This window comes from Pseudoalteromonas thalassia (assembly GCF_049257215.1).
Classification (GTDB): domain Bacteria; phylum Pseudomonadota; class Gammaproteobacteria; order Enterobacterales; family Alteromonadaceae; genus Pseudoalteromonas; species Pseudoalteromonas lipolytica_C.
This window is the reverse complement of the sequence record NZ_JBMMUE010000003.1, coordinates 188,486-214,556: the sequence shown is the minus strand read 5'-3', so window position 1 is coordinate 214,556 and position 26,071 is coordinate 188,486. Positions and strand designations below refer to the sequence as shown.

The 26,071-nt window shown below is 42.0% G+C and carries 20 protein-coding genes; 9 read left to right on the top strand and 11 right to left on the bottom strand.

The window, feature by feature from the left end; genetic code table 11:
* Positions 1-81 precede the first annotated feature (81 nt).
* Positions 82-1,302 carry a glycosyltransferase gene (locus AAEU31_RS05535; protein WP_421966705.1) on the bottom strand — a complete coding sequence of 407 codons (1,221 nt, stop codon included), beginning with the start codon at positions 1,300-1,302 and terminating at the stop codon, positions 82-84.
* A complete protein-coding gene (locus tag AAEU31_RS05530; protein ID WP_421966704.1) occupies positions 1,299-2,306 on the bottom strand; it encodes a LacI family DNA-binding transcriptional regulator in 1,008 nt (335 codons plus the stop codon). The genes AAEU31_RS05535 and AAEU31_RS05530 overlap by 4 nt, the downstream gene beginning before the upstream one ends.
* A 161-nt stretch (positions 2,307-2,467) precedes the next feature.
* Here AAEU31_RS05530 and AAEU31_RS05525 point away from each other — a divergent pair, with 161 nt between their 5' ends.
* Together AAEU31_RS05525 and AAEU31_RS05520 are read left to right on the top strand one after the other, a co-directional pair.
* The gene (locus AAEU31_RS05525) at positions 2,468-4,921 is read left to right on the top strand and encodes a S9 family peptidase (protein ID WP_421966703.1); all 2,454 of its coding nucleotides are present in this window, start codon (positions 2,468-2,470) and stop codon (positions 4,919-4,921) included.
* A gap of 211 nt (positions 4,922-5,132) precedes the next feature.
* On the top strand, positions 5,133-5,750 hold the full coding sequence (locus AAEU31_RS05520) for a LysE family translocator (protein ID WP_421966780.1): 618 nt from the start codon (positions 5,133-5,135) through the stop codon (positions 5,748-5,750).
* Positions 5,751-5,801: 51 nt separating this feature from the next.
* On the opposite strand, the gene AAEU31_RS05515 is transcribed toward AAEU31_RS05520, so the two are convergent.
* Positions 5,802-6,710, bottom strand: a complete 909-nt coding sequence (locus AAEU31_RS05515) for a LysR family transcriptional regulator (protein ID WP_421966702.1) — start codon at positions 6,708-6,710, stop codon at positions 5,802-5,804.
* A gap of 118 nt (positions 6,711-6,828) precedes the next feature.
* On the opposite strand from AAEU31_RS05515, the gene AAEU31_RS05510 reads away from it, so the two are divergent.
* Complete coding sequence (locus tag AAEU31_RS05510; protein WP_421966701.1) at positions 6,829-8,805, top strand: ligand-gated channel protein; 1,977 nt, start codon at positions 6,829-6,831, stop codon at positions 8,803-8,805.
* A gap of 145 nt (positions 8,806-8,950) precedes the next feature.
* Here AAEU31_RS05510 and AAEU31_RS05505 read toward each other — a convergent pair whose 3' ends face one another.
* From AAEU31_RS05505 to AAEU31_RS05490, 4 genes are read right to left on the bottom strand one after another with little or no spacing between them, the layout of a single operon-like run.
* Positions 8,951-9,997 (bottom strand): pectinesterase family protein, encoded by a 1,047-nt coding sequence (locus AAEU31_RS05505; RefSeq protein ID WP_421966700.1) that lies wholly within the window; start codon positions 9,995-9,997, stop codon positions 8,951-8,953.
* Positions 9,998-10,006: 9 nt separating this feature from the next.
* The gene (locus tag AAEU31_RS05500; RefSeq protein WP_421966699.1) at positions 10,007-10,948 is read right to left on the bottom strand and encodes a sugar kinase; all 942 of its coding nucleotides are present in this window, start codon (positions 10,946-10,948) and stop codon (positions 10,007-10,009) included.
* The gene (locus AAEU31_RS05495; protein WP_421966698.1) at positions 10,948-12,435 is read right to left on the bottom strand and encodes a UxaA family hydrolase; all 1,488 of its coding nucleotides are present in this window, start codon (positions 12,433-12,435) and stop codon (positions 10,948-10,950) included. Before AAEU31_RS05495 ends, AAEU31_RS05500 begins: the two co-directional genes overlap by 1 nt.
* 2 nt (positions 12,436-12,437) lie before the next feature.
* The gene (locus AAEU31_RS05490) at positions 12,438-13,895 is read right to left on the bottom strand and encodes a tagaturonate reductase (RefSeq protein WP_421966697.1); all 1,458 of its coding nucleotides are present in this window, start codon (positions 13,893-13,895) and stop codon (positions 12,438-12,440) included.
* A 242-nt stretch (positions 13,896-14,137) separates the two neighbouring features.
* On the opposite strand from AAEU31_RS05490, the gene AAEU31_RS05485 reads away from it, so the two are divergent.
* The 6 genes from AAEU31_RS05485 (at position 14,138) to AAEU31_RS05460 (ending at position 19,704) form a co-directional block, all read left to right on the top strand.
* Positions 14,138-14,902: an SDR family oxidoreductase gene (locus AAEU31_RS05485; RefSeq protein WP_421966696.1), complete on the top strand. Its 765-nt coding sequence runs from the start codon at positions 14,138-14,140 to the stop codon at positions 14,900-14,902.
* Positions 14,903-14,917: 15 nt separating this feature from the next.
* Positions 14,918-15,760 carry a 5-dehydro-4-deoxy-D-glucuronate isomerase gene (gene kduI / locus AAEU31_RS05480; RefSeq protein ID WP_421966695.1) on the top strand — a complete coding sequence of 281 codons (843 nt, stop codon included), beginning with the start codon at positions 14,918-14,920 and terminating at the stop codon, positions 15,758-15,760.
* A 36-nt stretch (positions 15,761-15,796) separates the two neighbouring features.
* Positions 15,797-16,786, top strand: a complete 990-nt coding sequence (locus AAEU31_RS05475) for a TRAP transporter substrate-binding protein (protein WP_074988727.1) — start codon at positions 15,797-15,799, stop codon at positions 16,784-16,786.
* The gene (locus AAEU31_RS05470) at positions 16,783-17,268 is read left to right on the top strand and encodes a TRAP transporter small permease (protein WP_036972283.1); all 486 of its coding nucleotides are present in this window, start codon (positions 16,783-16,785) and stop codon (positions 17,266-17,268) included. Before AAEU31_RS05475 ends, AAEU31_RS05470 begins: the two co-directional genes overlap by 4 nt.
* Positions 17,268-18,569, top strand: a complete 1,302-nt coding sequence (locus tag AAEU31_RS05465) for a TRAP transporter large permease (protein WP_421966694.1) — start codon at positions 17,268-17,270, stop codon at positions 18,567-18,569. Before AAEU31_RS05470 ends, AAEU31_RS05465 begins: the two co-directional genes overlap by 1 nt.
* Positions 18,570-18,687: 118 nt before the next feature.
* The gene (locus AAEU31_RS05460) at positions 18,688-19,704 is read left to right on the top strand and encodes a LacI family DNA-binding transcriptional regulator (RefSeq protein ID WP_036972278.1); all 1,017 of its coding nucleotides are present in this window, start codon (positions 18,688-18,690) and stop codon (positions 19,702-19,704) included.
* On the opposite strand, the gene AAEU31_RS05455 is transcribed toward AAEU31_RS05460, so the two are convergent.
* From AAEU31_RS05455 to AAEU31_RS05440, 4 genes are all read right to left on the bottom strand, one after another.
* On the bottom strand, positions 19,681-20,628 hold the full coding sequence (locus tag AAEU31_RS05455; RefSeq protein ID WP_421966693.1) for an alpha/beta fold hydrolase: 948 nt from the start codon (positions 20,626-20,628) through the stop codon (positions 19,681-19,683). The genes AAEU31_RS05460 and AAEU31_RS05455 overlap by 24 nt on opposite strands.
* Positions 20,625-22,283, bottom strand: a complete 1,659-nt coding sequence (locus tag AAEU31_RS05450; RefSeq protein WP_421966692.1) for a glycoside hydrolase family 43 protein — start codon at positions 22,281-22,283, stop codon at positions 20,625-20,627. The genes AAEU31_RS05455 and AAEU31_RS05450 overlap by 4 nt, the downstream gene beginning before the upstream one ends.
* 9 nt (positions 22,284-22,292) lie before the next feature.
* Positions 22,293-23,375, bottom strand: coding sequence for a glycoside hydrolase family 88/105 protein (locus AAEU31_RS05445; RefSeq protein WP_227006884.1), 1,083 nt, complete (start codon positions 23,373-23,375; stop codon positions 22,293-22,295).
* A gap of 116 nt (positions 23,376-23,491) precedes the next feature.
* Positions 23,492-26,026 carry a DUF4861 family protein gene (locus AAEU31_RS05440; RefSeq protein WP_421966691.1) on the bottom strand — a complete coding sequence of 845 codons (2,535 nt, stop codon included), beginning with the start codon at positions 26,024-26,026 and terminating at the stop codon, positions 23,492-23,494.
* Positions 26,027-26,071: the final 45 nt, after the last annotated feature.

Sequence of the window (26,071 nt, the reverse complement as noted above, 5' to 3'; positions counted from 1 at the left end):
GTCGTAAGACAATATCGCTTAAATTGACCAGCGCGATTTTAGCGACAAAAGCCGCTATGTCTAGTGTTATTTACAGCAAAATTACTTATTTTTAGCTTCAATCCATTGCGCCATATATTGGGTAGATCGCATGGTGTGATGTTTGAGCATTTGGCCGGTAAAATTTTGCTGTCTATGCTGTGCTAATGACTCACTAATGGTGGTGATTTTAGCGATTAACTGCGACTGAAGTTTTGATTTATCATAATATTTTTGCAATAACAGCTGGCCATTTTGCTGTGCCTGAGTAAATAACGCTTCATCTTGATAAAGTGCCACTGCTGCATCAGCAAATTGCTGTGCATCTTCACATATTGCACCTGACCACGGCTCGTTTTGATGCATGCCTTCACTGCCAATCGGAGTTGTTACGCTTGGTGTTTGCATGATCATTGCTTCGAGTAACTTGCCTTTAATACCTGCACCAAAACGCAGTGGAGACAAACACACACGTGCATCTTCCATGACTTTGTAGGCATCATCAGCCCAGCCTTTGATTAAGAAACCGGTTTTTGGATTGTTCAGCGCTGTCGCCTTTGGTGGCGGGTAAGAGCCATAAATTTGAAGTTCGGCATCGGGCAATTGTTTGCGGATCAGCGGCCAAATTTGTTGTAAGTACAAAACAGCATCCCAGTTTGGCGCATGACGAAAATTACCTATGGTCATAAAGTGTTTACGCTCTGCAAATGCTTTGGTGCTGGTAGGAATATGCTGCAAATCAACCAAAAATGGTAAGTGGTGAAGTAGGGCGCTATCGACGTTGAAAACATCATTTAGCAGCTGCATCTCGTAGTGCGAGATAATTAAGCTGATGTCTGAGCGTAAAATAGCGGCAATTTCTCGCTTTGCAATATCACTGTGTAAATCGCTATGGCTGAATTCTCGGCCTGCTTTGTGAGCTTCGTGGCGTGCATTTCTGAGGCACTGTAAATCTTCGGTATCAAGAATTTTAAGTGCGTTAGGGCAGTATTTATCGACTCGCCAGCCAAATTGCTCTTCCATCATAAAGCGATCAAACATCACAATATCAGGATTATACGCTTGCACGTACTCATCAAAGCTTGAGCAGTTTAATGCAATTACCTGCGTGGTGATGCCATCTTCGCTGAGATCTACCATATGTTCGGTTTTTTGCGCTGGGCTTGCAAATTCAACTTGCCAATTTTCTGCACGAAAGGCGCGTAGGAGTGACATCATGTGGGTGCCGGCTGCAGACGAATTAGGCTCAGGCCAAACATAGCCGATCACTAACACTTTTTTCATTGACTTGAGTCTCGTATTTTTAAGTTAACATCCACCAAGGTGCGAACTGGGGGTGTTGATTTATCTAATAGTTCTTTTAGCACCTGACAGGTGCGTTTACCGATCTCGTCGGCATTAATAGCGATGGTCGAAAGAGAAGGCAGCATTAAGCGCGAATCTTCTAAGTCATCAAAGCCAATAACTCTGATATCTTTACCCGGCTCGAGACCGTGTTGACGCATTGCTTCAATCGCGCCGTAGGCAATAACATCATTAAAACAAACAATGGCTTTGGTATTTGGTGCTTGCTTTATAAGGGTATTAAAGGCTTCTCTACCACCTTGGCGATTGGTCGGCGCTTGAATAACAGGTTTTTCGTCAGTGATATTAAATTGCTCAAGCGCAGATAAAAAACCACTTAAACGTTCATGGTAATCAGATATTTCTGCGGTGCCACCTAAAAAGGCTATATCTTCAATACCTTGCGATAAAATATGACTGGTTGAAATGTGTGTGCCTTTCTTGTTATCAGGCAAAATACATGGCGCTGCTGAAAATGGAATTTCGCGCATGATATTAATAACCGGAAAACCACTATTTATGAGATCATCTTGCCACTGCTGCTGTGTGCCCGGAGCCGGACACATAATAAATGCTGCTACATTATATTCTTTTAAGGTTTTCACCACTTGGGTTTGTCTTTCTACGCACTCTGCAATATTTACCAGCATCGGCAACATACCAAGCTCAAAAATGTGTTTTTCGAGGCCAACAGCAAGTTGAGCTGAGTAGGGGTTGGTTAAATCATTTATAACCAACGCGACTAGGTTTGATCGTTTACTGCGAAGCGCTGCTGCATCACGGTTATACACATAGCCTAGCTTATCAATGGCTGCCAGCACTTTTTCTTTACTCTTTTTACTGACCTTATCACTGTTGGTAAGGACCAAAGACACGGTTGATTTTGAAACCTGTGCCTGTTCAGCAACATCCCAGATAGTGACTTTGCCTGTCGATTTTTTCATTTTTATTAGCAAAAGTGGTGAATAGCGTGTGTCTATTTTAGCTTAAAGTAGGTGTTTAAGTCACTGATTGGCTGCTAAAAGAGCCGAAACTCTTTATGAAATGCTGCAAACATGTTCTACTTGTTTACATAATCGAAAATAAAAACGAAAAAGGAACGAACATGAAAGCATTTAAATTGCTTTTTGCGCTAGTCATTGGCGCAGCTGTTTGCATACCAAGTTTTGCTAATCAAGGTTATCAAACTCCATCGCCAGCGCTAGCTGCTGTGGTTGACGCTAAGCTTGCGCCGAGTAGTTATTTATCAAATGATGGTCAGTGGCTGGCGTTATTTGATAGAAAACGCATTGATACACTACAAGATTTAGCTAAAGAAGAGTTAAAACTTGCGGGTATTAAGCTTAACCCTGCTAATTTTTCGCGCTCACGAGTGCGTAATAAGTTTACATCTTTAGTGCTTAAGCATGTTGAAACCGGCTCTGAAATTGTTGTATCGGGTTTGCCAAATGGCATTTTACGCTCACCAAGTTGGTCAAGTGACAGTCAGTACTTAGCGTTTGTGGTTGAGCAAGAGTCGAGTGCTAATTTATGGGTTTATAATGTTAGTACTAAACAAGCCCGTCAGTTAAGTGACACCTCGCTTAATTCGGTTTTAACCAGCACACCTTATACATGGCTACCAGATAGCAGCGCCATTGTTGCTAATGCAGCGGTTAATATTGGTAAAGCTCGCTTAACAAACGATAGCACGCAAGTGATGCCTGTTATTCAACAAAGTAGTGGTGAGAAAGCACCAGCGAGAACTTATCAAAACTTATTAACCAGCCCATTTGATGAAGCCCTATTTAAGTTTTACGCACAAAGCCAATTAACTTATATTCCGCTCAGTGGTCAGGGCCAACCGATTGGTCAACCTGGGTTAATTAAAGCGTTTTCGGTCTCGCCTGATTCAACCAACATTTTGGTTGGTATGATTGATGAGCCTTTTTCATATCAAGTACCTTTCAGTCGTTTTGCTGCTACATGGCAAATTTGGGGGATGCGTGGTTATACTTTAGCTGAGCTCGCAAAACAGCCTTTAGCTGATAACATTCCACAAGGCTATGACAGTGTTAGAACCGGTCGCCGTGATTTTCAATGGCGAGCAGATCTAGGGGCTGAGGTTATTTGGGCTGAGGCCCAAGACGGCGGCGATATGAAAAACGACGTGCCTTATCACGATCATCTTTATAGTTTAAAAGCCCCTTTTAAACGCGATGCTAAGTTATTTGCCAAAGTTGAACGCCGTTTTGACTCAATTGCTTGGGGCAATGGCAATGTAGCCTTATTATCTGAGTGGCGCTTTAGCGACCGACAAAAACGAGTTTTTGTTATTCAACCGCGTAATGCAGATAAAAACCGCGTGCTATTTTCTGAGCGTAGCTATAACGATGCCTACAAAGATCCCGGCTATCCAATTTATGAAAAGAATGACTTAGGTGCTGATGTATTAAAAGTGGTTGGCGGTCGTTACCTTTTCTTACGCGGTAACGGTGCATCTGAACAAGGCAATATTCCGTTTTTAGACCGTTATGATGTAAAAACCAATACCACAACACGCGTTTGGCAGTCAGAAGCGCCATACTATGAGCGTGTGCGTGCAATGCTTGATGACGAAGGCGAACGTTTAATTACCATTCGTGAATCTAAAACTGAGCAGCCTAACTTCTTTATTCGCGACTTAGACGATAAAACCCTCACTCAACTTACGACCTTTGAGCACCCTTACCCAGAATTTAAAGGAGTGACTAAAGAGTTAATTCGATACAAACGTGACGATGGCGTTGAACTAAGTGGTACGCTTTATTTGCCGCCGGGTTATGATTCAACACAAGGCCCGTTACCAGTTCTAATGTGGGCTTATCCACTTGAATATAAAGATAAAGCTGTTGCGTCACAAATGCGCGAATCGCCGTATGAATTTACCTATATCGGTTATTGGGGTCCAATGCCTTATCTTGCAAAAGGTATTGCCGTATTTGACGACCCGAAAATGCCAATTGTGGGTGTTGACGGTAAAGAGCCAAACGACTTATTCCGTAAGCAGCTGGTGGCAAGTGCTAAAGCTGCGGTAGATGTACTTGTTGAAAAGGGTGTGGCAGATAAAGACAAAATTGCCATTGCCGGTCACTCGTATGGTGCCTTTATGGTGGCGAATTTATTAGCGCATAGCGATTTATTCAAAACGGGTATTGCACGCAGTGGTGCTTACAACCGTACCCTAACGCCATTTGGTTTCCAAGGTGAAGAGCGTGATTTTTGGCAAGCACAAGATGTGTACGCGGCGATGTCACCGTTTTTCCATGCTGAGAAAATCAATGAGCCTATGCTGATGATCCACGGTCAAGAAGATCCAAATTCGGGTACCTTCCCAATGCAAAGTGAGCGTATGTACGCTGCATTAAAAGGCCTAGGTAAAGAGGCACGTTTAGTTATGTTGCCTTATGAGGCGCATGGCTATCGCGCTCGTAAGAGCCTGCTACATGTGCTCTGGGAGCAAGAGCAGTGGTTAGATAAATACTTATTAAGTGACGAAAAACCCGAAGAACCAGTTGCCGTTGAAGGTGTCACTCAGTAATTAGTTTAATACTTAAATTAAAATCCCCGCTTTTAAGTGGGGATTTTTGTATTGGCTACTTGCTTATAATAAAGCCTCTTAAGATTTAGCGGAAACTATCTTTTGAATGTGTATTTATAACCCTGTTAGCAATCGCGTGTTTGTTTGCTTATTTAAGTGAATGTGATTTAATCGCTTTCTCTTTTTAAGTAATAATCATGTGATTGCATATATGCTCGATTTAGCAGTACTCGCGGTTTTTATTCCGACCTTTTTCTTTGTTTCTATTACACCCGGTATGTGTATGACGCTCGCTATGACGTTGGGGATGAGTGTGGGCGTTAGACGTACGCTTTGGATGATGGTAGGCGAGGTGTTAGGCGTTGCCACGGTAGCCATTGCTGCGGTGATAGGGGTTGCCAGTATTATGCTTAATTACCCTGAGTTATTTGCCTTTTTAAAATACCTAGGTGGCGCGTACTTAATATACTTAGGTGTTAATATGTGGCGCGCTAAAACCAGCTTTAAACCTAACGATGATACACAGCAACAAATTGGTCGTGGGCAATTATTTTCGCAGGGTTATATCACTGCCATTGCAAACCCAAAAGGGTGGGCATTTATGATTTCTCTATTGCCTCCGTTTATTAATGTTGATTTAGCGGTTGCCCCTCAGCTTGCTGTATTAGTGAGCATTATTATGCTGAGCGAATTTATCTGTATGTTGATTTACGCAGCAGGCGGAAAGAGCTTAAGGCTGTTTTTAGATAAAGGCGATAATGTGAAGTGGTTAAACCGTATTGCTGGCGCGCTAATGATGTGTGTGGGCGTTTGGCTAGCGCTGGGTTAACGCTAATTTGGATAATACCCATCCGCATATGGGTATTATCCTTATTGAGTCTTAATCAACTAACTCAACTTGCTTTGATACATGGTTAAAGCACAGTTTTAAAGTATCAATGGCGGTTTTTGTTTTTGCCGCTAAGCTGTCTCTGGCAGGCGTTACTGCGTAAACAGTGTAATTAGGCATTGCCCACTCGGGTGCAATTTCAACCAGCTCTTTCGATTTTAGTAAATGCCTTACTTCTGGCTCTGGTAGCACGCCATAGCCAACACCGTCACACACTAATTTAATTAAGCTTTGCATATTATTTACAGTGATTTTCGCTTTCGGTAATGGCTTACTTGCCAGCGTTAACGGGTTAAATGCATTACTGTCGGCGTTGCTGTGTGCAATACGGGCAAAGTTACCAAGGTCATCCCAACTGGCTTTATCGAGTTTGCTAATTGCATGGTCTTTATGGGCACATAACTTTAACGGCCAAGTCGCTAATTTACGAGCAACGAGGTTAGAGTCAGTTAACGGGCCAATCGCAATCGCTAAGTCAGCGCCGCATTTGATCATATCAATTGGCTCATCAGTCAAAATTAACTGAATACGTAAATCATCAAACTCGTTAATTAAGCGATCTAGTGGTTCACTTAGCAATCCACCACCAAATCCCACAGGCGCAACTAATTTGAGCTCACCACTTGGCTTATTTTGTAGATTTTGTAACTGCGTACTGGCTTGATCTGCCAGTGCCAGCATTTTTAAACAGCTTTGATAATACAGGTGGCCAGCTTCAGTCAAAGTGAGTTCGCGAGGGCTGCGGTTAAATAGGCTTAATCCGATTTCTTGCTCTAATTGCTTAATGTGTTGACTGACAGCCGATGTGGTCATCGATAACTCTGCCGCTGCACTGCTCATATTGCCCGTTTCAACAGTACGAGAAAATACACGCAATGTTTTGATCAGCTTGGAATTCATGGTTCAGGCCTTCTTAATTCAGTTTTAAGAAATCGTAAATTGTGAAAATCGGGACTTCTAATTAGTATGCAAACGCTAATTATTATCATTTATAAACAAAAAGTCACGGAGTATTATTATGACGAGGGTTGTTTCTTCTGTTTTACCACTCACCGCTGCTGTGTTAGCAGGTCTTTCCCATTTTGCATACGCTGATGACAAAAAACAAGACATGGAGGTCATCGTTGTATCGGCTTCCGGTTACGAGCAAATGCTAAAAGAGGCGCCAGCCAGTATCAGCGTTATTGATCGTGAACAACTTGAAAAACGTTTTTATCGTGATCTAACCGATGCGATGACTGACGTACCCGGTGTGGTTGTTACAGGTGGTGGCGACAGAAAAGATATCAGCCTTCGCGGTATGGCAAGTCAATATACTTTGATTTTAATTGATGGTCAGCGTCAAACCTCACGTGAAACACGACCAAATAGTGATGGCCCAGGTGTTGAAGGGGCATGGACTCCGCCTATTTCAGCGATTGATCGAATTGAAGTTATTCGTGGCCCTATGTCGTCGTTATATGGCTCAGATGCCATTGGTGGGGTTATCAATATTATAACCCGTAAAACACCAGAAAAGTGGTACGGCGAGCTACGTTTAGATAGCACCATTCAAGAATCAAGTGAATCGGGTGATATTAATCAAGGTAGTTTCTTTACTGCGGGTGGCTTAATTCCTGAGTTATTAGGTATGCAGTTATCGGGTCAGTTCTCAAAACGTGACGAAGACGATTTTGTAGCCGGTTTTCGTGGTAAAGAGCAAAGCAATATCAAAGCAAAGTTTATATTAACCCCCTCTGATAGCCATGAAATTATGCTTGAAGTAGGCTCTGCAAAACAAAAACTCGACGAAACACTAGGTAAAACAGTTGCTCCCTTAGCTGAAGGTGAAAGTTGTGGCCGTAATGGTTGCCCAGAGTCATCCACTACAGAGTATGACCAAGAAAGCTACTCACTAAGTCATAATGGTTTTTATGATTTTGGCTCATCACGCAGTTACTTAAAGTACGATAAATTCGATAATACCTCTCGTGAAATGTACGTCGAAAATACCGATGCACAAACAAGTTGGACTTTACCGTTTACCAATCATAATGCAGCATTTGGTGCGTCATATTTAAAAGAAGAGCTGGACGATTATACCAGTAACCGCATTAGTGATTTAACGCACGTTGAGAACGAGCAGTGGTCAGTATTTGCAGAAGATGAGTGGGCAGCAACGAAGCAATTTAAACTCACAAGCGGACTTCGCTATGACCATGATGGCAATTTTTCAGGCCATTTCAGCCCACGTTTGTATGGTGTTTATACAGCGACTAAATCGTTGACTGTAAAAGGTGGTATCTCTACAGGCTTTAGAGCGCCGAATATTCGTCAATCTACCGCGGCCTGGGGGCAAGTGAGCCGAGGTGGTAATATTTACGGTAACCCAGATTTAAGCCCTGAAAAATCAGTAAACTACGAGATGGGTATTTACTATGATGCCAGCCGTGATTTATCGCTTTCAAGCACGGTTTTTTACAACGAGTTTGAAGATAAAATTACCCGCATTTCGTGCCCAGTTACACAGTGTGCCGATGGTCCAAACCAGTTTGGCTCGATGCCAACGACCTATGTCAATGTAGATGAGGCCGTCACACAAGGCTTTGAGTTATCAGTATCTTACGACATTACCAGTGAGCTTGATGTCAGTGCCAACTATACTTACACCGATTCTGAGCAAAAAACCGGTGAATACAAAGGCAGCCCACTTAACCAATTACCTAAGCATATTTTACAAACTTCAGTTAATTGGCGCCCGGTTGATAAATTAGGCACGTGGCTTCGTGTACATTACCGCGGCGAAGAAAGCCAGCCGACAACAGGCCCATCGCAAAGTAGCCTAATTGCGCCAGATTACACCTTGGCTGATATTGGTGGTAACTACGATTTAAGCCGCAGCATTAAGTTAGGATTTGGTGTTTATAATCTGTTTGATAAAGAAATCACCGAAGCTGAATACGGCTATGTTGAAGATGGTCGCCGTTATTGGTTGTCAGTGGGTGTTAACTTCTAAATGTGATGAGTAATATGAGTGTGGCGTAATTATGCCACACTCATCTTTATCGAACGAGGTTGAGTGCATACCTGTGAGAGGTGAGTAACGATATAACTTACAGTGACATTGAAACCCAAAGCATGCACTCTAAAGTTAACGCAACTTATTTCAACTGAAATGCATCAGTTTTAAAATTTTGAGTAGCCAGCTGTTGTTTCAGCATCTGCAATTGTTGTTTGGGTTGCCATTCGCCTTTGAAAACCCAGTCAACAAGGTTGTTTTCTTCTATGTTTAGCTGTTTCGGTTGGAAGTTATCATCTAACCAAGCATACGGGGCTTTGTTATTGGCGAAGAAATAACGGGATCCCCAACGATTTGGTTGGTCTCTTTGCTTATCCGCATAGGTTTTTTTAAAGATAGGTTTATCTGCTAAGTTATCAGAAAACTGATTTCCTAATAAATAAAACTGGGCATCATAATGATGTCTGCCAAGCCAAAAGCCTTCTACGCCATTAAATTCACTATTAGCAACAACAAACTTTTGTTCGCTACTCAATTCGCCATCATGCCAAAGAGTCGCGGTTTGTTTTAAGTTGTAAAATTGAGAATGCTCAATGAGGGCGGTACCTCTTGGGCAGACCATATCTGTAGCCCCAGTGAAAGAGCAGTAAGAGTGGTAATAAAGACCATCTTTTTTGTTCCAAAGACTCACTGTATCAGCACCATAGGCTTGTACGTCACATTGATGAAAGATGATTCGTGATGCGTTTTCAAAGCCGCGGATCGCAAACTGATGTTCAAGTGTGTTATGAATTTTTCCGTAATCATTGATAACGGAGATATTGGCGAGTGTTATGTCACTGCCAGTGATATTAACCACGGCAGCTCCCCAGTCACTGTCATTGTGTTCTCGCCAACTATTCCTCAACTGTGCGTAACGAATGATAGTATTAGCGGCGGATTCACCGACAATACTGAGGTTACTGCGGGTGATAAACAGTTTTTCGTTGTACTCACCAGCTGCAACAGTGATCACCACCTCTTTATAGGGGCTACTCGCATTAATTGCAGCTTGAATGCTGTTATAGGCATGCTTATTATTTTTTTCTACATGCATAAATGTGACAGGCTCGGTACCAATTGCAGGCGTCGCAGCAAAAACACTCTGAACAATAGATAACACCACGAGCAATGATAAAAATAAACGCATACTTGTCTCCTAAAGTGTGCTGTTCAGTATTGAGTTATCTATTGGAACGATGGCCCCTCGTTGTTGAATAACCTGTCCTGCAACGAGATTTCCAGCCTCTGCACAGCTTGCAATGTCATGGTCTAGCAACCAATAACTTAAAAACCCCGCATTAAATGAATCACCTGCTGCAGTGGTATCAACAACATTATCTACCAGTCTGGCATCATACTGATTGACAATATTGTGACTATTTTCACTGTATTGACAGCCCTTTTCACCGGTTTTAATGACCAGCTGCCTTACACCTTGTTGATGCAAGTGCTCACGACATTCTGTGAGGTTGTTAAAGCCCCAAATTTGGGCTTCATCTTCAAATGTCACCAAGGCTAAATCAGCAAGCTGATACATACGGTTGTTGCTCTGTTGGCAATGAGATTGAGATGCCCAAAGCGTTGGCCGGTGGTTACTATCGTAGATAATTTTAACACCATGAACTTTTAGATCAGCCAATACATTTAGTAAAACATTACAATCATCGATGGGCAAAATTGCGAGTGAAATACCCGACAAATAAACTGCATCGACTGCTTTTAACTGGCTAACAATATCAGCAAATTTAGCATGGCGAACGAGGTATTTTGCCGCAGAATCATTGCGCCAATATTGAAAAGTGCGTTCGCCATGGGCGTCAGTTTGGATCATGTATAAACCAGCATGTTTGTTACTGTCGGTTAATACAGTGTCACAGTTAACCTGATAGTCTTGCCAGCGAGCAATCATTGCTTGGCTTAACGCATCCTCTCCCATCACAGTGACGTAATTGACATCAATGCGTTCGCTTGCCAATTTTTTCATGTAAATGGCTGTATTCATGGTATCGCCACCAAAGTTTTGTTGCATTTCGCCAAAAATAGCCCCTGACAACTCCACCATACACTCCCCAATAATGGCAATTTTCTTTTTTGACATTAGAGGGTTACTCCTTTTTTCCAGATGGCTACTTCGCGAATATCATTCACTTCATTACAGGTCGGTTTACCATTCACTACATCCACCAACAAATCGACAAATTCTTGATGAACTTCAGGCATGGTTTTGCCATTCACCAGCACACCTGCATCGAAGTCGATCCAGCGGGTTTTCTTTTTCGCAAGCTCTGAATTAGTGGCTATTTTTAAGGTAGGCACAAAACCACCGTAAGGCGTACCTCGCCCAGTGGTAAAGAGCACAATATGACAGCCCGCAGCTGCAAGTGCGCTGGTGGCAATGGGGTCATTGCCGGGGGCGTTGAGTAAATTGAGTCCTGGAGTACTTAATCGTTCACCATAATCAAGCACTGCCTGTACTTTGCTGGTACCTGCTTTTTGAGTACAGCCCAACGATTTGTCTTCTAATGTAGTTATGCCGCCTTTTTTGTTACCCGGAGACGGGTTTTCATAAATGGGTTGGTTATGCGCTTTATAGTAACCTTTAAAATTATTTACCATGCTGACAAGCTGGTTAAAGGTGTCTTCATCTTTACAGCGAGACATTAGTAAGGTTTCTGCACCAAACATTTCGGGTACTTCGGTCAGTACGGTCGTTCCACCTTGAGCAATTAAGTAATCAGAAAAATAACCTAGCATTGGGTTTGCTGTGATACCCGATAAACCATCACTGCCACCACACTCAAGACCAAACTTTACTTCACTAAGCAGACCGGGTTCACGTTTATCATGTTTAATTACATCGTAAATTTGTTCTAGCAGCGCGACACCATCTTCTACTTCGTCATCGGAATGTTGAGATATTAAAAATTTTATTCGATTCTCATCAATATCACCTAACCCCGCTTTAAAGGCGGCAAGCTGATTATTTTCGCATCCTAAACCGACAACTAATGCACCACCGGCATTAGGGTGTAATGCCATATCTTGCAGTAAAATTCTCGTGGTTTCTAAATCGTCACCTAACTGTGAACACCCAAATTGATGAGGAAATATATGAACCCCGTCAATGCCAAGATCGGGGTGATTTCGTAGAAATTCATCTTTCATTTGTTTGATCATACCGTTGACGCAGCCAACCGTTGGAATCAACCAAATTTCGTTACGTATACCAATTTCGCCATTCGCTCTGCGGTATATATTCACGGGGGGTGAGGGCTCAGCAGGAGCTTGACTGACAAATTCAGGCTGATATTGATACTCTAACTCATCATGCAGGGTCGTTTTAATGCTGTGCGTATGAACCCAAGCGCCTTGCTTTATATCTTCAAGAGCAAAGCCGATAGGAGCGCCATATTTTATAACACGGTCATCTTTTGAAATTGGCTTTAACGCAATTTTATGTCCTTTGTCGATGTCGTCTAATGCGGTGAACGAGAAGTCTTCAAACTCAATGTGTTCACCCGCACTAATTGGGCTTAGGGCAATAGCAACATCATCAGTATTATGAAGTCTTAATAACTGTGCCATGATTATAATTCCACTTGTTTTGATAGTGTCTCTTCAACAGAGGTCGTAAGCATGCTGTTAAGCTGTTCTGTTACTAGATCAGTCAATCCTGTCAGTTCATTGAGATCCTTATCCCAATGCCACTCAGCGCCAAGCACACTGCTGACAAGCTCTTTCAATGTTATCGCACCATCTTGGTGCTGTTGCCAAATGGATTTGAATAAAGTGATCCACTCAGGACTATCTGAAAGCTCAATGGGTTGACCATTACGCTCGCCGCGGTAAAACAAAATTTGCCCCGCAATTGCTGTCGCAATAAGTGCTGGAACGGTTTTATTATCTACAATATATTGCTCTAACTGCGGCAGTAATCGCGTTTTAAATTTGGTCATACTATTCAGTGATATCGACATAAGTAAATGACAAATATACGGATTTCTAAAGCGATTAAGCACATCATTGGCAAATACCTGCAATTCATCTTTAGGTAAAGATAGTGTGGGAATAATCTCGTCAAAAATCAGTTTACTTACATATTTCTCGATTAATGGTGAGGCGAGCGCTTCGCCCACAGAGTCGATATTTGCCATATAGGCCAAAGGCACCATCGCAGTATGTGCCCCGTTTAAAATAGCGACTTTACGTTGTTTGTAAGGGGCTATATCGTCAACAATTTTAATATTGACATCACTGCCTTCTAAACATAATACGTCAGCTAAATGTTGCGGCCCTTGAATAACAAATAAATGAAAATATTCAGCTGTGACCATGAAGTTGTCGTAGTAGCCAAATTGTTCTTGCAAGTGTTGATGTTCATCACGTGGGAAGCCCGTCACGATGCGGTCAACCAACGATGAGCAAAAATGATTATGCTCGTTAAGCCAGCTAACAAACTCGCTGGGTAAATCCCATAGTTGGCAGTACTTGAGGACAATTTCTTTTAATTTTTCACCATTATAATCAATTAGTTCACAAGGAATGATGATCATGCCGCGATCACTTGCACCGTTAAAGTGATTAAAGCGGTGAAATAACCATTGAGTTAATTTCGCAGGGAAGGCTTTTGCTGGCTTATCAGTGAGTGAGTCTTCGCTAATGTACTCGATGCCTGCTTCGGTTGTATTAGAAAAAATTAACTTTAGATCTTCACTTTCTGCGAGCTGTAAATATTTATCGAATTCTTTATAAATAGGAATTTCTTCGTTTACACAGCTAATAATGCGTTCATTAGATACCGATTCACCTTGCTCATTAATGCCTCGAATAATACTGGTATAGAGACCATCTTGAGTATTAAGTAGCGGTAATGTGTCGTAATCAATTGGTCTAATAATGGCGACACCCGCGTTTAAACCTGTTTGTTCATTTAATTTGTCGATTTGCCAATCCACAAAAGCGCGTAAGAAATTCCCCTCACCGAATTGCATTATAGTCGTCGGGTATTTGTTTTTATTGACGTTTTTTCTATTTAGTGTGTACATACATTTGACCCATTTTTAACCTTAATTGGCGTGTTGATTTTTACATCTTAGACATATTTGCCACCGGTGGCAAATAAAATTTGACAAATTGCCACCGGTAGCGAAGAATGGCTATTAACAACTTTATGAATGTTTTTTACAACTTGTTTATTAAAGTGGTGTTAAAACAGGCATTAAAACTTTTGTATCATCTTGTTTGGAGAGGCTGATACAGAGAGTTAACAGATAAAAAGGTTAATTTTATGACAACACAGCTATTCGATTTAAAGGGGAAAACGGCTTTAGTAACAGGTGCGAGCCGTGGCTTAGGAAAGCAAATTGCAAAGGGATTAGCCGCTGCTGGGGCTGATGTGATCTGTAGCAGTAGTCGTGAGCATGGTTGCGAAGAAACATGCAGCGAAATAGCTAAAAGCGCATCGAAAACATGGGATATTGCCGCTGATTTGAGCGATGCCAAAAGCGTGTCAGCATTAGCAGAACAGGCGTTGTCGGTTAATGATGGCATCGATATTCTGGTCAATGTGGGTGGCACTATTTTTAGAAGTCCCGCTATCGATTACCCCTACGATGAATGGCAAAAGGTGATAAAGGTTAACCTTGATGCCAGCTTTTTACTTGCTCAGGCATTAGCACCGAAAATGATCGAAAAGGGTCAAGGTAAAATTATCAATATTGCATCCATGCTGTCATACAGTGGCGGAATGACTGTGCCCGCTTACACAGCAAGTAAGCATGCTATTGCAGGCGTTACCAAAGCCTTAGCAAATGAATGGGCACAATATAACATTCAGGTTAACGCGATAGCACCTGGGTATTTTAGAACAGATAACACGCAAGCGCTTCAGGATGATCCTGGGCGTAATAGCGAAATAGAAAAACGTATCCCAGCAGGGCGCTGGGGAGAAGCTGAAGATTTAATTGGTACCGCAATCTTTTTATCATCACGAGCCAGTGATTATGTCAATGGACATATTTTGGCAGTTGATGGCGGATGGTTAGCACGTTAGTAGGAAAATAAAACAATGAACACAGAAATTGAATCACGTTACGCAGTAGGCCCAAATGAAGTAAAGGGGTTTGACACTGAGCAATTGAGAAGCGAGTTTTTAGTCGACAAATTAATGCAAGCAGACAAAGTGTATTGGCTTTATACCCACTATGAACGTTTTATGGTTGGCAGTGCAGTACCTTTAAATAACGCATTAACGCTTGAAACATTAGATAACTTAAAAGCGGCCCATTTTCTTGATGGTCGCGAATTGGGCATTATCAATGTTGGGGGCAAAGGCAGTATTACAGCGGATGGTGAAATTTACTCATTAGACTATAAAGATGCACTTTACTTAGGTCGGGGTAACAAATCAGTGTCTTTTCGCAGTGATGATGCTAAAAACCCAGCTAAATTTTACTTAAATTCAGCACCTGCGCATCACAGTTATCCAAATAAACACGTTACTAAACAAGATGCTAATGTACTTCATTTAGGAAGTTTAGAGACATCGAATGAGCGTTATATCAACCAAATGCTCATCAATACAGTGGTACAAACGTGTCAACTTCAAATGGGCTTAACTGAACTTAAGCCTGGTAGTGTGTGGAATACCATGCCAGCTCATCAACATGATCGTCGTAACGAAGTGTATTTTTATTTCGAAATACCTCAAGAGCAAGCGGTTTGCCACTTTATGGGCGAGCCAACAGAAACGCGGCATTTATGGATTCATAATGAGCAAGCTGTGGTCTCGCCACCGTGGTCAATCCATTCTGGTGCAGGGACACAGAATTACAGCTTTATCTGGGGGATGGCTGGTGAAAACTTAGATTATGACGACATGGACAAGTATCAACCGCAACAATTGAGATAGTCCACATTTAACAGAACACACAATGAAGAAATAATAATGAATAGAAATCTTCTTTACAGCGTTTTCGTGGTTTTTACGCTTGGTTTTATAACCAGCTGCAGCAATGACAACAAAACCACACGCTTGACGCTTGCCCACACGCTGGATACCCGGCATGTGGTGCATCAAGCGATGGAGTATATGGCAAAACGTTTAGATTACTATTCCAACGGAAGTATGGAAATAGTGATCTATCCCGGTGGTCAATTAGGGTCAGAACGAGAGCTTATCGAGTTGCTACAAATAGGTAGTCTTGCTATTACCAAAGTGTCTGCGAGTCCGCTTGAGGGCTTTGTGCCAGAAATGAAGGTGTTTGGTATTCCTTATCTGTTTAATGACAGTGCGCATTTTTGGCGCGTATTAAACAGTCAGTTAGGTCAAGACATGCTCGATAAAGTATCTTCTGCAAGACTCAAAGGGTTAGGTTATTACGATGCAGGTAGCCGAAGCTTTTATACGACCCAAAAACCCATTCACACGCCTGACGATTTAATTGGTCAGAAAATTCGTGTATTGAATAGCCCTACGGCTGTTGCGACGGTACAAGCACTGGGCGGTGCTGCAGCACCTATTGCGTGGGCTGAGCTGTATTCGGCTCTGCAGCAGGGGGTTGTTGATGGCGCTGAAAATAACCCACCCAGTTATTACTTATCTCGCCACTATGAAATTGCGAAGTATTACTCGTTAGATGAACATACCTTTGTACCTGATGTTATTTTGGCCAGCCAAGAAGTGTGGGAGTCCTTGAGTGAACAACAGCAAACATGGCTAACTAAAGCCATGGCTGATTCTGTTGAATACCAACGTTCACTCTGGCAATCAGCATCGGATGAAGCGCTTAAAGCGGTTATTGAGGCCGGCGTTGAAGTTACCTACCCCGACAAAAAAGCGTTTCAGGATAAAGTCGCCGATTTTCATGCTTCATTTGCAGGTACGCCTGTTGAGCAACATATCAAGGCTATCAAAGCGATGGGGGAGGCAAAATGACAAAGCTAAATTCACATCTTAACTCATTAATAGAACGGATTTTGATAGTAGCGATGATCGCCATCGTGGCTGTCGTGACTTGGCAGGTGTTTTCGCGTTTTATTTTGCGTTCGCCAAGTTCATACACAGAAGAGTTAGCACGTTTTTTATTAATGTGGATTGGGGTTTTAGGCGCATCGTACGCATACAGAACTCGCGCCCATTTAGGACTTGATCTGTTCTATCAAAAAATGGTTCCGACACTACGCAGAAAATGCACCTTTATTATTGAATTATCGGTATTGATAACCGCATCTTGCATTTTAGTGTATGGAGGCAGTTTGTTAATGATGCTGAGTTTTGAGCTTGAACAAAGCTCGGCAGCTCTGGGTATTAATATGGGCTTTGTTTATGCTGTATTGCCGTTAAGTGGCCTATTAATTGTATTTAACTGCGTTGAAAATATTGTTAATTGCTTAATGAATGTGATGGAGGAATCATAATGGAAATGACAGCCATAATTCTAATTGTGTGTTTTTTCATCTTACTGTTTATTAATGTCCCTATTTCTATTTGTATCGCATTATCGACACTGATTGCGCTTACGTTACATATGGATTTTACGCCAGCAAGTATTACGATTTCCCAACAGATGATGGGCGGTCTGGATAGCTTTGCCTTGTTAGCCATCCCATTCTTTATTTTGTCTGGTTTAATTATGGGCCAAGGAGGCATAGCCAAGCGTTTAATTGAGTGTGCTATGGCAATGATTGGCTTCTTACCCGGTGGTTTAGCGCTTGTGAATGTAATGTCGTGCATGATGTTTGGTGCTATTTCGGGTTCTGCTGTTGCTGCTACGTCGGCTATCGGTAGTTTTATGGTGCCAGAAATGAAAAAGCACGGTTACAGCGAAAACTTTGCAGCAGCAGTCACAGCAAGTGCGGCAACAACAGGTATGCTAATACCCCCGAGTAATATTCTTATTATTTACGCTATTGCGAGTGGGGGAGTATCGATTGCAGCCTTATTTATTGCTGGTTATTTGCCGGGTATTTTACTCGGTTTAGCACTGATGATGGTGTGTGCAATTTATTCTATTAAGAACAATTACCCTGTGACAGCGCGACTGCCTTTTTCGGTCATGTTCGAAAAAATAATCGCAGCATTGCCCAGTTTATTACTTGTTTTTATTGTGATTGGGGGCATTATTGGTGGTGTTTTTACGGCGACAGAAGCCGGGGCCGTTGCCGTGATTTATGCTCTCGTCCTTGCTGTGTTTGTGTATGAAGAAATTCGTTTAAATGAAATGCCTCAGTTATTACTTAAGGCCTGCGAAACAACCGCCATTGTGATGCTTATTATTGCGGCATCTTCGGCAATGTCGTGGCTTTTGTCCTATACGCATATTCCACAAATGGTCAGTGAATTCTTTTTAACATTAAGTGATAACCCAATAATTATTTTGTTATTAATTAATTTAATTTTGATACTTGTGGGCGCATTCATTGATATGACGCCAGCTGTACTGATATTCACACCGATATTTTTACCGGTGGCAATGCAATTTGGTATGTCTCCTGTTCAGTTTGGTATCATGATTGTTCTCAATTTATCGATAGGATTAGTGTCTCCGCCAGTGGGGAGTGTATTATTTGTAAGTTGTGCAGTCGCAAAAACAGCGATACATAAAATAATAAAACCCATGATGCCACTCTATTTAGTGATGTTTCTGGTACTAATGTTGGTTACGTATGTACCTGCAATTAGTGAATTTTTACCACGCTTATTCGGTTTATTAGATTAAAATCACCAAAGAGGTGCATGTCGCCTCTTTTGTCATTTATAATGTAACGAATTTGTGTACTTTTAATAATTAAAAGCTGAACACTACTGTCGCTAAGTAGTTGACTCTGGAATTTTATATGTCTGTAACAATCAACGATATTGCTCGTTTATCAGGGGTCTCTAAACGCACTGTTTCGAGAGTGATAAACTGCTCACCGGCGGTCGGTAAAGCAACCCGTGAGCGGGTGTTAGAAATTATTAAAGAAACAGGGTTCTCGCCAGATAAGCAAGCGCGCGGTTTGGCGTCGAGTCGTTCTTACTTACTGGGCTTAATCTATGATAACCCCGATGCACTGTATATTGATGAAGTGCAACGTGGCGCATTGAGTGTTTGTGCTGAGCTTGGCTATGAGCTTGTTGTGCACCCTGGATCATCAAAACGCGATGACTTCATTAGTGATTGCCTTAGTTTTATTTCGCGCTCAAAACTAGATGGCGTGATTATTTTACCTCCTGTCTCTGAAAATAAAGCATTGGCAGCAGCGCTTCGAGAAATTAATTGTCCTTATGTTCGTCTTGCGTCAGTTGATTTAGATGATGCAGACAATATTGTTGTGTCTGATGAGCGTGCTGCAATGCGTGATATGGCGACACATTTAGTCGAGTTAGGTCATACAGATATTGGGTTTATTTCGGGCCCTCAACATTACCGTTCGTCGATTGAACGTTTAGCAGGCTTTTTGGCTGAGTTGCAGGTATATAACGTTAAGCTACCAACAGACCGCATAGTTGAAGGTAAAAACAATTATGACAGTGGTTTGGCGTGTGCTGAGCAATTACTTAATACTTTACCAAGACCCACTGCAATCGTTGCAAATAACGATGAAATGGCTGCAGCGGTTCTTCGGGTTGCAAACAACTTAAATATTAGAGTGCCCGATGAGCTCTCAGTGGCTGGATTCGACGATAATATTTTGGCATCACGTATTATTCCCTCATTAACAACTATCCGACGCCCTGTGTTTAATATGGCGTGTTTGGCAGTCCAAAAGTTGATCAATAAATCCCGTAATAATCAGGAAAAGTTAGCCTTACAAAAGACAGTGACACCTAACCTCGTTACACGCGAGTCAACGGGAAGGGTCAACGGCTAACTGTTTATTAATAAACTCACTGATTAATTCAACCGTGTTATTTTGCCAAGGGTGAAATAGCCAAAAGCAATGGGGAGCCTCTTTAAACACATGCTCCTTGTTTGTAATGCCACGCTCAGTTAATTGTTCTTGAACTGCTTTTTTTCCTGCGTAAAATCGCGCAAAGCCACCGTTGATAAATAAAGTCGCAGGGCTTGTGTTTGAGATGTAATTAATTGGGGATGCATGTTGCCAAATTGCAGGGACTTCTTCATAACGACCTCCTAGCCACTTACTGGCAGATGTAACCGCCTTACTTTTATCATTCTCGTAGCGCAGTGCCAAAGGGGTAGTGAAATCAGACAGGCCATCAATGTTGATTAACACGCGCGCATTCACTGCCAATGAGGCACTTTGATTCAATAACGTGCCATGACTATAAGCCAGTAGGGCAGCTATTTGCCCGCCTGCTGAACTGCCTGCAAGGGTCAGTTTTTCAGCGTTTAAGTGAAAGCGTGAAGCGTTACTTTTTAACCACTGTGTTGCTAGTGCAATATCATGAATCGATGCAGGGTATTGCGCCTCATCCGAAAGTGTATAAGCAGGGGTTGCCACAACAAAGCCCTTAGCGGCAAGTTTTGCTGCGAGGGTTTGTAAAATGGCCGGTGAACCCGAGCCCCATCCACCACCATGCACCAATACAATCAGTGGTAATACGGTGTTGTTATTAGGTCGAATAATAGTGATTGACTGGAAGCGCAATTTACCTTGGTACGTATGCTGTTCGACGTTTAAATTACTGATTGGGCTGTCATCTGGTAGATGCAACTCGCTGTAGCGTGGTTTTAACTTTTTATAAGTGTTTTCAAGAGTATAAGACGCACTATAAACGTGGTTTGATATTCCACTTAATAGAAAAGCGATAAGGGGGAGTGTGTGTTTCATTTATCAGCTACCTTAGAAAAGCGAATATAATCGTAATGTACAGAGTGAGAATTGCGACTGACCAACTTATTGACATTGAATAAGCCCACTTTGGCACCAACCCAACGGCCTTTTTTGGCACTAAAATGCTCTCCGATGGCCCGATATGGTGAGGCTTCTAACGTTTTATAACTAAATACCGCATGAGCGCCAGGTTGCACCAGCAATCTTAAATACATTGTCTCAGTGGTAACCTCTGTAATGATTGTTTTATGTTCTGTACATCCTTTTCGTGCTCCTTTGCATTGGCTATAAACAAGGTGGAGTGCGCCTTCATCTGAACGCGATATACCGATCCACGCATAGTCTTCGCCAAACAATAAAAGACCGCTGTCGCCCTGATAAGTTTCTGGATTAAATACTAATTTTGTTTCAACGAAAAAGCGCTCTGCCGGTAGTTTTTGCAATAACAGCGAAGGAGTAAGCCACAAACTGTCTGCTACTTTTTGCTGTTGGGATAGTGTTAAATAGCCAGCACTGTCAGTTAAAGAAAACCAGTGTGGCTGTGGATTTGCGTTCCATTGCCATTGTAAACCAAGTTGCTCAGCGTTAAATTCATCGCTGTTGGGTATTTGAGTGCTTAAGAACCGTTTAGCTTTGGGTTTTCGATACTTTAAAACCGGCTCGCCGATGCCATCTTTATCGGGATCTCGGCCAATCACGGGCCAATCATTAAGCCATTGAAGCGGTTGTAAATGCACGATACGGCCGTAGGCATTTTTAGATTGAAAATGAACAAACCAATCTTGGCCATATGGCGTGTTGATCCAACTTCCTTGGTGTGGGCCGTTGGTTAGCGAGTTTCCTTGTGCCATTACAATTTTGTCTTCATACGGGCCTAGTATGTGTTTACTTCTAAAAACTGACTGCCAACCTAAATCGACTCCGCCAGCAGGAGCAAAAATGTAATAAAAGCCATTACGCTTGTAAAACTTAGGACCTTCTAAGGTACGATATGAGGGCAGGGTATTGCCATCGACGATATGCTGGTATTCGTCACTTACCCAACTGGCGTCAGCACTCATTTCACGAATTGAGAGAATATTGTTAAATCCGGCCCTGCTTTTTGCCCACGCATGGAGCAAGTAAGCTTTGCCATCATCGTCCCATAAGGGTGTAGGGTCGATAATTCCTTTCCCTTTTAGAATTAATGTGGGTGTTGACCATGCTTTAGCGGGGTCTTTGGCTGTAATAACATAGATCCCAAAATCTGGGTCAGGGTAAAAAATCCAAAATAAGCCATTATGATAACGAATATTGGGTGCCCAAACGCCATTACCATGTTGTGGCGTGTTGTAGTGCTCACGCGGTTGTTGAATAGGGAGTGCGTAATTTATGAGTTGCCAGTTAACTAAGTCGTTTGAATGTAAAATAGGCAACCCCGGCGCAGAGTTAAAACTTGATGCCGTCATGTAATAATCATCACCCAGGGCAACGATATCAGGATCTGAAAAGTCAGCATGAATGATAGGGTTTTGGTAATACCCATTTTCTAAATCTGCCTGCCAAATGAGCGGCATGTTATTTTTTTCAGTGGGGAACTCTATCAGTTCAATAGCCGGTAAAGTAACACTGACAAAAAAAAGGGTATTTATTAAGACATAAATCGCTTTCACTTGATTTCCTTATCTGCCTAATAAAAGACTCGCTAAAATAAAAGGCCCAACTGCTTTAGGGTCATTATCTCGGATATTTTCGCTTAAGTAATAATCATAGCTACCATCACGATATGGCTTGCCGCCAAGCCCTGCGACTTCACAGGCTGATGTGATTGAAATACGTTTTGTTTTTTTGTCGACAGCGATGAATTCATCGATTAATCCAGCATAACTTTGCTCTGCGTACACTAAGTAGTAGGCAGGTAAGGCGTTATCTAATACTCCTTTGATGATTGCGTAGGTAAACATGCTGCTTCCAGAGGATTCAGGATAATTACCGGCTTCATCGCCTTTATCTGTGACTTGATACCAAGTTCCAGTGTCATTTTGATAATGTAATAAGCGATCGATTAAGTGTTTAAAGCGGCGAGATAACCATGCTTTTTCAGGATAATCATCTGGCAATTGCGCTAACACATCAACCATCGCCATGGCATACCAACCTATTGAACGTGACCAGTGATTTGCTGATTGTCCAGTGATTGGGTCAGCCCATTTTTGACTCTTTGACTCATCCCAGCCGTGAACAGGGAGTTGGGTATCAGGTCGGTATAAATGCTTTTCAATAAGTTGGAATTGCTTGATAACATCGCTAAATTGCTCTTTTTGACCATAACGACGAATGTACTCAGCGTAGAATGGTGCGCCCATGTATAAACCGTCGAGCCACATTTGTGAGGTGTAGCGTTTTTTATGCCAAAATCCCCCTTCTGTAGTGCGGGGATGCTTTTCTAATTGCTTTACTAGTGTGTCGATGGCGAGTCGATATTTTTTGTTGCCAGTTTCGTCATACATGAAAAACAATAACTTACCAGCATTGAGCATATCGATGTTGTATTTACTCTGTTGATAAGTCTTAATCGTGCCATCGTCCATAACGAGGCTATCAACATACTCTTTTATGTAATTGAAATAGCGTGTATCGCCTGTTTTTTGATAAAGCTTAGCAAATGCCATAAGTTCTAAGCCATGGGTATAGTCCCAGCGAGCAGCAGTGCGCCAGTCAATCAAATAGGCATGCGGATGACGTTGCATTTCTGATTCAGCCATCCATATCGACCACATAATAGGGGGGGGTTTAACATTGCTTGCAATGCTGTTTACTGACCAAAAAACGCTTAAAATACAGGTTAATAAAATCGATAAGTAGCGAAATGTTTGCATGATTATTTACTTTTCTGACGAAGCAATTTTACCATTTCTGTGCCAGCTAAAATATACGCCGCGTTGCCTTTAGGGTCGTTTGCAACAACAGGTTCACTCATGTAGTAGTCATAACTCCCATCACGGCCATAGCCAAGCCCCGCTACATAACATTGGTTAGTCATAGACACAGTGCCATCTTGGTGCAATAAGGTAAATTCGTTTAACAATCCCTGGTAGGCCTTATATGCAGTAGCAAGGTAATCGGTGCTTAAGTAGCCCTTATTTATTGCTTTTGCATAGAAGTAGGTAAACATCGCCGTTGCTGATGACTCTCTATAATTACCTATCGCATTGGGTTTATCCATTACTTGCCACCAGGTACCGGTTGCTGGGTCTTGCGTTTTTTCTAGACTGTCGGCAATTTCTTGCACCATGGTAAGTAAGAGTTTTCGTTGCTGACTATTTTGTTCAGGAATATAATCAAGTACATCGACAACGGCCATCGCAAGCCAGCCCATTCCGCGAGCCCATACCTCGTGTGAAAGTCCCGTTGATTTATTAGCCCATGCCTGTTGTTTAAGCTCATCCCAGCCGTGATAATAAAGCCCTGTTTGTGTATCTTTTAAAAACTCGCGGGTTAAGTTAAATTCGTTCACCACTTCGGCAAAGGTCTCTTGTTGTTGGTGACCCGATTCAAATAAGGCTGCGTACTCAGCTAAAAAAGGCATACCCATATACACACCATCAAGCCATACTTGGCCTTGGTATTTTTTCTTATGCCAAAAAGCCCCTGTCGACGTGCGAGGGTGTTTATGTAATTGCTCTCTTAGCGCATGAATTGCTTTTAGATACTTTTGTTCATTTGTTTGCTGGTATAGCGTAATTAAATTGCGACCAGGCGGAATATTATCAATATTAAAATTGCTTTGTTTATAGGCTAAAATAAGGCCATCTTCAGAAATAAAGCTTCCGGTCACTTTTTCAATTACTTGTTTATATTCCGCATTATCTGTGAGTTCACCAAGTGTGTAATAAGCATACGGTTGAATACCAATAATGTCATATTCAAACTTTGGAGAGCGCTTACGGTTAACATCCCATCCATTGTAGTGGTAGCCTAGCGTTTTACGCGCCAGTTCAGAATCTGCGAATGCTTGTGTCCACTTAAGTGCAGACTCTGCGGAGATAGACGCTTGCATTGCATTCTTTGTCAACGATGTTTTGAGCTGAATTCGAGGCTTAATGGTCAGCTTTTGCGCTTGTTGTTTAATATAATGCTCAAATTGTTCTACGGTATTAATACCGCTTTGTGCTTGCCATAAAGATGCAAAATAATAGTGAACTTGCTGACTGCCTTGCTGGCCTTTTGGTGTTAATTCTACTAAGTAGTTTTTATCATCTTGGCGTACTGTTTTTACATCCCCTTTTTTGAAAAAAACCACCATGCCTAGCGCCTTACCGTCGAGACTTTGTTTGCCCCAACTAGCAATATACCCATAGCCATAATTGCTCATGCTTTGTAAATCGGCTTTTAAAAAGGTTGTATCGGGATGTTTTACAAGGCCTGCGGTGATGTTATCAAGTGGTTTGTCGAGTTTTAAGGTGACTTCTGCCAGTGGAGAACCCGCTTGCATACTGATAAATGCACTGAGGTCTTGTTGCTGTACGCTGTTTTGCCAGCCATGGTAATCAAGTTGAATTTGGGCGAATAGATCGCCATTCGCAGTGATGCTTGCAGTACGAGTATCTACTTTGCTGACATGTTCAAGCTTACCTTTCTCATTGGTATAGGCAAAACCACCTGCACCTAGCGATCTTCCTACTTTTAATAAGTCCATTCCCCAATCTTGCAACGAATGATACGACTTATAACCATCTAAACCAACGTTGTGCAATACGGGTTCTGGAGTCAGTTTTCCGAAGATATCAAAACCATTACGCCAATCGAGGTAAATGCGATAACCGACCTTATCTGATTCGATCCCCGGTCCTTCATAGCGGATCCAGTTTGAATGGTCTGTGTAATATTCAGGAGGGGTTATGGATTGAACATTTTTAAACTGGCCACCGACATATTCTTTCATTCCAGCATTTTGTTGGTGTTTTGGTGGGCGAGTATGAGGTACCCATTCACCACCCACTTTATGGGCTAAATCTGCTTGTACACGCTTTTTGGAAGGTGCGAGACGTGTTGTTGAGATTATCTCTGCGTGTATATTTTCACCTTTAGAAAGATCAGTAACGAACAAAATACCATCGTTCTTTCCATCCAAATCTTTATCAATCGCTTGATTGGCAACTTGATTATCGCCGATATTTACCGCAAGCGTTGTATTAGGTGCTACACCTAAGTCGTAGTAGCTTAAATAAATAGCTTCATCTTCGCGATTAAACGGACTGGGATTAGCAATATCAACAGTGGCAACAGAACCTGTCTGTGCTTCTTTTATGCTGTGATGCTGGGGTTGTTCTGCTTGTTGGCAAGCGGTAACAGACAAAGCAGCGAAAGTAATCAGTGATGTGTGTATCAGGTGACGTGAGGGTAAATGTTTCATTGTTGTTCTCCCCTGAAAAGGCCAAAGCAAAGCTTTGGCCTAAGT

Excerpts from the sequence above, each read along its gene's own strand:
- AAEU31_RS05535 (WP_421966705.1), bottom strand. The coding sequence starts at position 1,302 with ATGAAAAAAGTGTTAGTGATCGGCTATGTTTGGCCTGAGCCTAATTCG.
- AAEU31_RS05530 (WP_421966704.1), bottom strand. The coding sequence starts at position 2,306 with ATGAAAAAATCGACAGGCAAAGTCACTATCTGGGATGTTGCTGAACAG.
- AAEU31_RS05525 (WP_421966703.1), top strand. The coding sequence starts at position 2,468 with ATGAAAGCATTTAAATTGCTTTTTGCGCTAGTCATTGGCGCAGCTGTT.
- AAEU31_RS05520 (WP_421966780.1), top strand. The coding sequence starts at position 5,133 with ATGCTCGATTTAGCAGTACTCGCGGTTTTTATTCCGACCTTTTTCTTT.
- AAEU31_RS05515 (WP_421966702.1), bottom strand. The coding sequence starts at position 6,710 with ATGAATTCCAAGCTGATCAAAACATTGCGTGTATTTTCTCGTACTGTT.
- AAEU31_RS05510 (WP_421966701.1), top strand. The coding sequence starts at position 6,829 with ATGACGAGGGTTGTTTCTTCTGTTTTACCACTCACCGCTGCTGTGTTA.
- AAEU31_RS05505 (WP_421966700.1), bottom strand. The coding sequence starts at position 9,997 with ATGCGTTTATTTTTATCATTGCTCGTGGTGTTATCTATTGTTCAGAGT.
- AAEU31_RS05500 (WP_421966699.1), bottom strand. The coding sequence starts at position 10,948 with ATGTCAAAAAAGAAAATTGCCATTATTGGGGAGTGTATGGTGGAGTTG.
- AAEU31_RS05495 (WP_421966698.1), bottom strand. The coding sequence starts at position 12,435 with ATGGCACAGTTATTAAGACTTCATAATACTGATGATGTTGCTATTGCC.
- AAEU31_RS05490 (WP_421966697.1), bottom strand. The coding sequence starts at position 13,895 with ATGTACACACTAAATAGAAAAAACGTCAATAAAAACAAATACCCGACG.
- AAEU31_RS05485 (WP_421966696.1), top strand. The coding sequence starts at position 14,138 with ATGACAACACAGCTATTCGATTTAAAGGGGAAAACGGCTTTAGTAACA.
- kduI (WP_421966695.1), top strand. The coding sequence starts at position 14,918 with ATGAACACAGAAATTGAATCACGTTACGCAGTAGGCCCAAATGAAGTA.
- AAEU31_RS05475 (WP_074988727.1), top strand. The coding sequence starts at position 15,797 with ATGAATAGAAATCTTCTTTACAGCGTTTTCGTGGTTTTTACGCTTGGT.
- AAEU31_RS05470 (WP_036972283.1), top strand. The coding sequence starts at position 16,783 with ATGACAAAGCTAAATTCACATCTTAACTCATTAATAGAACGGATTTTG.
- AAEU31_RS05465 (WP_421966694.1), top strand. The coding sequence starts at position 17,268 with ATGGAAATGACAGCCATAATTCTAATTGTGTGTTTTTTCATCTTACTG.
- AAEU31_RS05460 (WP_036972278.1), top strand. The coding sequence starts at position 18,688 with ATGTCTGTAACAATCAACGATATTGCTCGTTTATCAGGGGTCTCTAAA.
- AAEU31_RS05455 (WP_421966693.1), bottom strand. The coding sequence starts at position 20,628 with ATGAAACACACACTCCCCCTTATCGCTTTTCTATTAAGTGGAATATCA.
- AAEU31_RS05445 (WP_227006884.1), bottom strand. The coding sequence starts at position 23,375 with ATGGCTGAATCAGAAATGCAACGTCATCCGCATGCCTATTTGATTGAC.
- AAEU31_RS05440 (WP_421966691.1), bottom strand. The coding sequence starts at position 26,026 with ATGAAACATTTACCCTCACGTCACCTGATACACACATCACTGATTACT.